The organism is Boseongicola sp., from assembly GCF_057460485.1.
Genome location: NZ_JBVCWP010000210.1, coordinates 1 through 6,706, shown reverse-complemented (window position 1 = coordinate 6,706; position 6,706 = coordinate 1). Strand labels below are relative to the sequence as shown.

The following is a 6,706-nucleotide window of genomic DNA, read 5'->3' as shown; positions in this document are numbered from 1 at the left end:
TATCAGGCCAACCTGACACCGGCCCGCTGGCGTGCCGCGGTCGAGGAACACGAGGCCATCTCAGATGCTCTGTGCAAACGCGACGCCAAGGAGACCGCGGAATTGATGAAGGACCATCTCCTTAAGAAACTGAAATCGATCTCCTCAGAGGCGTGACGGGTCCGGGCTGCGGCAGGCCTCCGGGAATGCTCACAAAAATTGGCTCTTTTGGTTCTTGATGAAACCTGGAATCGCATGTTGGCATGCGTCGAAAACTCCGTTTGCGCAAGGATCGGTTCGATCTGTTACAATCATTTCGGGTTGCGTTTACCGGTCCGGCTGGAGGCGGCTGCATTCGAATCCCTTTGAGCATTTGACCGGCATGCCGCGTACAGAGCTTGATGCTCTCCGCTTATACCCTCCAACCCGCCGCTGTTTGCGCTACGATCGAGTGGCAGAAATTGGCCAAAAGTGCCAATAGCCCCAACAAACATGTATGTTAGCATAGCAGGCCTTCCATCCGTTCGGTTGGCTCCAAACTCACCAGAGGTCTGCTCCGAGGCCAAAACAACGTTGCATGCAGCTTCGCACCGCTTATCCTGATTCCAATGGTACAGATTCGCAGATGGAGGAACGGCTATGAAGATCAGGACATTGGCTTTGGTGCTAACAGTTTGCTCTGCGTCACTGGTTGCCGCGCATGACAGCGCAACCGGTGTGGTCAAGGAACGAATGGAGAAAATGGAGCGTTTCGAGGAACTCATCGAGCGCGTCTTCGCAATGATCCACGGAGAGATGGTCTACGACGCAGGGGCGGTCCGACGCGCGGCCGAGGAAATTCAAGCAGGGTCGGGCCAGCACATGATTGCGCTGTTCCCCGAGGGCTCAAGCGGTTCGCCGAGCGAGGCGAAGGATGAAATCTGGCGCGATTTCGACACTTTCGAAAATCTTGCCTTTTCGCTTGAGCGTTGGTCCGGAGAATTGGCGGCGCAAGCGGACGGGCGACCGCGCGGAACCTTGCCGAAAAAATGGGAAGATGCCGAGATGGGTCCGGCGATGATGCAAGGCGGCGGCATGATGCGAAATGGCGGTCCCGTCTTCGCGGCATGGCATGTCGCCGCAACCTGCAACGCTTGCCACGCGGAATTTCGAGAAGAAGACTGACCCGTTCAACTATTTCGCCGGTTTGTCAGCAGTGCGGACATTCTGCTTTCAAAAAGGAAGATTTCCTCGAACGCTTCTGTCCGATGACTGCTTCGCGCCCAGTGCGAATCCGAGACTGATTACATCCAGGCAAGCGCTATAGACGCAAGCACGAGATACCGGGCGCCTTTTGCAATCGTAACAAGAATTAGAAACGGAACAAGCGGCTCGCGTAGGATCCCGGCCATGATGGTTAAGGGATCGCCTACCACAGGCAACCAACTCCCCAGCAGTGACCAGCGGCCGTAGCGTCGATACCAGCCTTCGGCGCGAGCCAGTTGGCGCTCTGACGCTGGAAACCAGCGGCGGTCGCGCCAGCGCAGAAGAAACCGCCCAAGGCACCAGTTGATCACCGACCCAAGCACATTCCCGACGGTAGCAACAATGAGCAATACCACAACAGAGCTCTTACCGGCTTTGAGAAGGCCGACCAGAACCGCTTCGGACTGCATGGGCAGAATTGTTGCCGCGATCAGTGCCGAGGTAAAGAGACCGATGTAGGCGATCATCGGGCCGGCATTCTATCGGAGAACGGCCACTGCCCGAAGGTGTTGCTAGTTACGTCCATCATAAATAGCTGTGCCAGTTTTCCTGAAATGTGCCGGCGGACCAGACCTTGCACCGTTACAAAGGATGATCTTGATACGTAAGGGATTCTTGGGGGTATTCGCATTGGTAAGTCAATCCTGTGTGACCAAGTCAAATTGCCAATTTCGGCTTCGGAGGAAGTTGGACCACCTGACAAGAACAGACAGAGGGACAAGCGGCCGGGTCCCGGCCCAAGGTCACGCAGGCCTCCGAATGGCGCATCATATCGACTGACAATCGATCGCCGGACAAATAAAACAAACCGGATCGCCGATACGAAAAAGAACGCCACCCTTCGCGAACATGGTGGTCGGTCCGCGTAAAGGAGGCAGTGAAATGCAAGAGACATGATCTACACCATATGAAAGACTACGAGGCAGCACCACAGGATGTTTGACCGCGATGCTACAAATCGGTCCGCTGTAAACGAGCAGAAGGCAATAATGGCAAAGTATGAATTAGGGAACTGTGTGAGGCGCAATGCAGCGATCGCGTTTTTTGTGACGATGAGCTTGGCTTGCGGGCCGGGTGCCATTTTTCAGGGAAGCGCATACGCGCAGGGAATTGGCCACGCGGCAGGTGCAGAGCACATGCATGGCGCGGACGGTACAGGACACGACGAAACGACTATGCCGGGCCTGCGGGGATTGAATGCAACCCCTGAGGAAAGCGCTGAACTGGCTGTCATGTTCCGCAACTTTGAAACGATTACGCGCGAGGTCATGAATATGCCGAATGGTATCCGCTCCGTTACGCGGTCCTCGGACGAAAAGGTGATGGCGACGATGGTGAGCCATGTGATCGGGATGATTGGACGTGTCGAGGCCGGGGATGACCCGAAGATACTAATTCAAAGCCCGACGCTGGACATTTTTTTCGCGCGTGGAGACGATATCCGGTCCGAAGTTGAGATCACGGCAGAGGGTATCGTGGTGGTCCAGACCTCGGACGATCCCGACATTGTCACAGCACTGCAGACCCATGCGGCCGAGGTTTCGGACATGGCGGATCGTGGAATGCAGGCTGTCCACGAGATGATGATGAAACGCGCCGGGAACTGACTGGGTCAGACGAACGGCTCCGCGAAAGGCTCGAACGACCGGTGGGCTAATGCCCGCTTCGTCCGCATAGCCTCCCTTGGCTTGGAGTTGCTGCAAAGGTTCGGTTCAAGCCCAAATGTGTTTTATTGTAATTCCGCTGCGCCGCCCCGGTTTTGCTGACCCTTTTTGCTGCCACGACTGGCAAAACGATGACCGAGGCACCGCGCACGGCCCACCCACACAGGTCGACGACGTCCTGATTCAGCATCCTGATGCTCTCAGAGCGACCGGCTTTGTCTGACAATGCCCCGCGACGCTGTTTGACCGCCCTGCCCGTTAAACCAGGTCGCTTCTGACAACGCCCTTGCTCCTGCTACTTTTGCATTTCCGAAAGCAGGTAGTTGTTCCGACTGAGCTTTTCCGAGAGGTTTTTTGCCAGAAATGAATGGAGCACCGCGGCAAGTCCGCTCTCGTCACGCTCCATCCGGTCGATCACCGCATCCGGCAACGTGTAGATCAGTGACGGCGCGTCCACAATGACGTCAGCGGTTCTCGTCCGTCCCAGATAACGGGCGGCCTCGCCAACCACTGCGCCCGGACGCATCGACCTGACGCGCATGCGTCCGCCATCGGCATGCTGAACCCATACTGAGACACGACCTTTTTCCAGAAAATAAATGTCGCCACTTGTGCTGCCCGACGTGATGAGGACATCGCCTTTCGACATTTCAACCGGCTCCATCAACGCGAAGAGCTCTGCGCCCCTCGGGTGAAAACGTGTCAGCCTGTCAAAGAGATTCGAGACATCGCCCGCTTCCACATCCTGCCCGAATCTCGCCAGCAGACGATCCTCGGCGGCTTCTATAGCCTGGTCCAGATTGTTTTCTTCGCGGAACGGTGAGTCGCCTGAAAAAGAGATCCCCCAAAGTTCCATCAAGTCCCGAACATCCTTCGGCACCGCAGCGAAGCTGACGTTGAATTCGTTCCGCTGAGCAAGATGGCCGAATTTGGCAATCGCCGCGCAGGCGGCAGAATCCATGCCCCTCATATGGGTGAAATCGACAACAAGCGTGTGCAACGCAGGAGATCGTGCGATACGGTTGCGAATTTCCTGCAACAACTGCTCGACAGACCCAAAGAAAAGGTATCCCTGCAATGAAAGAATATGGATGCGCTCACCCTCTTTCGCGAGGACGGCCTCCTTTTCTGCTGCTCTGTCAACCGTGCTGCGCCGCGCTGCCCCGGAGGTCTGGAACCGCACGACGGGCATCCGCGCGTAGGTCATGACAAAGATCAGCAATGCGATAGCGGTTCCGACGGCGATCGCCGCAATGACTCCCACAGACATCGTCGTCAGAAGAATTATCGCAATGATTACCCAGTCGCGCCGCGGCAGTCTGGACCAGGTTTGGACAACCCAGCGGTCCAGCATCGACAGACCCATGAAAAGCACGATGCTTCCCGCCGCGAAGACCGGAACGTGGGTGACGATAGTCGTCGCGAACACGGATCCAATCAAAGTAATCAGGGCCATCGAAAGGCCTGTAATCCGGCCGTTGCCGCCGAGCATATGGGCAAGGGCGGTGTGTCCCAGTCCGATGTAACCGGCACCGCCGCCGAAAGCGCCGATGGCAATGTTTGTGGCACCCGTCAACCTTGCTTCCCGGTCCATGTCCACGTCGGAGCCAACAGAAAGTTCAATAGCACCCGTATTCAGAACGAAACCGATAATATTAATGAGAATTACCGCTGCTATCGTAGTGCTGGTTCCCAAAACTATTGGCCAATGGATATAGGCCAGAAAGCTCAAGTCGGGCAGAGCGACCGCGTTTTCCGAAGCCGTCGTGAGCAGTCCGAGTGCGCGCGCGTCGGCAATTGAATACCCCAAGGCAGTCAGCACGACATAGAAAACAATTGTCGCGATTACGAGCGGGACCGCAACAGCCACCGCGCCAGGCACAAATCGGTGACTTACAAAGAAACTAACGACGAGCATCGCGGCGAAAATCAGGTTCCACGGGATATTTTGCATCGCAATGTCTTGCGCAAGGCCGGTAAGACCGGATGACCCTGTCACCAGCGAAAATCCGGCCAGAACCAGAAGCCAGCCCGAACTGGCGGGAAACCCCGCCGCCACGGGAAACGGTACAACCCGCGCCACCCGACCAAGCCGAAACGTACCCATCATGAGAAGTGCAATGCCTGTAATCAGGGTCGACAATCCCAAAATTGCCAACGCGGTCGCGAGTTTCTCCTCGGGAGAACCCTGAACCAACGTTGCGGCAAGGATCATACCGGGTGCCAGAACGGCAATGCCCGCATCCTGGGCCAACCCGATAGCCCCGGGAAGAGCGCTTCGCCACGTAAGCGCAAGTGAGATGACAACCGTGCTGACCATGAAAATGAACGTACCGAGCCCGATCGCGAAGGACAGTGGGCCGGCGAAAGCGACCGAAGCGAGTGCGACGCAATATCCGACCGTATCGAAACCCACTACCGCGCCGGCCAAGATCTGTCTGCCGGGGCGCGCATCGCCAGGCTTGTTCTTTACAGCTTCTGTTGCCAAAATCCGGCCCTTCCTGCTTGGGTAGACTTGTTATTCGGGCTGGGCCGGTTCCAGGCCATAGCCTTCTATGATCCGCTGCGCCTTACCCGAAAGGAAGAGATCCCGCCAATTCCGAAAAAATTCATCAACAACATCCTGGTTGGGAAAATCTTTGTTTATGCCTGCATAGTACTGGATCTTCTGATGTGCGCCGGCATAGCGAACATCTCCCGTCAAGGCCTCTTCAGCAAGTATGCCTCGGCCACGGTCCCGGTTTGAGTAGACGGCGTCAAGACGTCCCGAAGCCAATTTGCGCAAACCGGCGGCGTCATCAGGATGGCCATCTACTACGATTGGCGGAATTCCATTTTCGATCATTCTGGCGCGCACGCCTTCCAGTTGCGTGGCAGTGTTCGACGGCGCGAAGACGCCGACACGAAATCCTGCAAGTTGCTGCAAATCATTGAATTCCATTGGATTGTCGGATCTTACAAAGAACCCATACTCGGTGCGGAACATCGGCGGCGAAAAACGAAGCCACTCCTCCCGGGCTGGATTGCGGCCGATAACCATCATGCCGTCTGCTCTCCCGTCCTTGATCAACGCCTGCGCACGTCGCCAAGGGTAAATATCGAAACTGCAATCGACCTTTGACTGCTCACAGACCGCTGCAATGACATCTCGCCCCGGTCCGGCAACCTGTTGATTTTCCCCGTAGATAAAGGGCGCGAATTCCAGCGTAACAAAGCGCAGCGCACCGTCGGCAATGGCATTGACCGCTGAGAAAACAGAAAAGACGAGAACCGTTAAAGATATTCCTGAAATATGTCTCATCGAAATACTTCTCCTCATCGTATTCGCTTGAATTGCAGAGTACGAGCTTCAGGCTACTCAAAATTGCACTGGTGGTCTACAGTGGCGGTTAAAGCATCGAAACGACTGCGGAATTCTGGAACAATCGCGGGATGAAAAAAGACAGTGTAAAGACAGCTCGGCGCCAATCCCTGCGCGGAGAGTTCCTGCGAGTCACAATTCCACTGATCTTCATCTCGGTAATTGGTGTTTTCACCTTGATCGAGTTGATGGCGCACAGGAGTGCGGTCGCCCGTATGGAGCAGAACCTCAATGCAATGGTGCGGACACAGGCAGCAGTCCTGGCCAACCCGTTGTGGAACCTCGATGACGAGCAGATCCGACTGAGCCTCGAGGCCGCTGTAACCAACCGCGAGATCTTGTCTGCGAGGGTTACCGGTGAAGACGGTGATGTGATTGGCGAGGCTGGCGCGGTTCCCGACGACGAGTCACCTGACGACCTCATTTCGCTTAGCAGGAATATTGTCTTCGACGCGGG

Annotated in this window: 7 protein-coding genes; 4 read left to right on the top strand and 3 right to left on the bottom strand. The window is 56.0% G+C overall.

What is annotated here, in order from left to right; translation table 11 throughout:
- The first annotated feature begins 12 nt into the window (after window positions 1–12).
- Both AC221Y_RS18020 and AC221Y_RS18015 read left to right on the top strand, forming a co-directional pair.
- Window positions 13–156, top strand: a complete 144-nt coding sequence (locus AC221Y_RS18020; RefSeq protein ID WP_486707935.1) for an FCD domain-containing protein — start codon at window positions 13–15, stop codon at window positions 154–156.
- 462 nt (window positions 157–618) lie between these two features.
- Window positions 619–1,143 (top strand): c-type cytochrome, encoded by a 525-nt coding sequence (locus AC221Y_RS18015; protein WP_486707934.1) that lies wholly within the window; start codon window positions 619–621, stop codon window positions 1,141–1,143.
- 119 nt (window positions 1,144–1,262) lie between these two features.
- On the opposite strand, the gene AC221Y_RS18010 is transcribed toward AC221Y_RS18015, so the two are convergent.
- A complete protein-coding gene (locus AC221Y_RS18010; RefSeq protein WP_486707933.1) occupies window positions 1,263–1,691 on the bottom strand; it encodes a YqaA family protein in 429 nt (142 codons plus the stop codon).
- Window positions 1,692–2,213: 522 nt separating this feature from the next.
- Here AC221Y_RS18010 and AC221Y_RS18005 point away from each other — a divergent pair.
- Window positions 2,214–2,831, top strand: coding sequence for a hypothetical protein (locus AC221Y_RS18005; protein ID WP_486707932.1), 618 nt, complete (start codon window positions 2,214–2,216; stop codon window positions 2,829–2,831).
- Between the two features lie 352 nt (window positions 2,832–3,183).
- Here the strand turns inward: AC221Y_RS18005 and AC221Y_RS18000 are convergent, their stop codons facing one another.
- Window positions 3,184–5,376: a SulP family inorganic anion transporter gene (locus AC221Y_RS18000; protein WP_486707931.1), complete on the bottom strand. Its 2,193-nt coding sequence runs from the start codon at window positions 5,374–5,376 to the stop codon at window positions 3,184–3,186.
- A gap of 30 nt (window positions 5,377–5,406) precedes the next feature.
- Complete coding sequence (locus AC221Y_RS17995) at window positions 5,407–6,189, bottom strand: substrate-binding periplasmic protein (protein WP_486707930.1); 783 nt, start codon at window positions 6,187–6,189, stop codon at window positions 5,407–5,409.
- A 131-nt stretch (window positions 6,190–6,320) separates the two neighbouring features.
- Between AC221Y_RS17995 and AC221Y_RS17990 the strand changes: the two genes are divergently transcribed.
- Window positions 6,321–6,706, top strand: a 386-nt coding sequence (locus tag AC221Y_RS17990) for a hypothetical protein (protein WP_486707929.1), incomplete at its 3' end; no start/stop codon positions are given.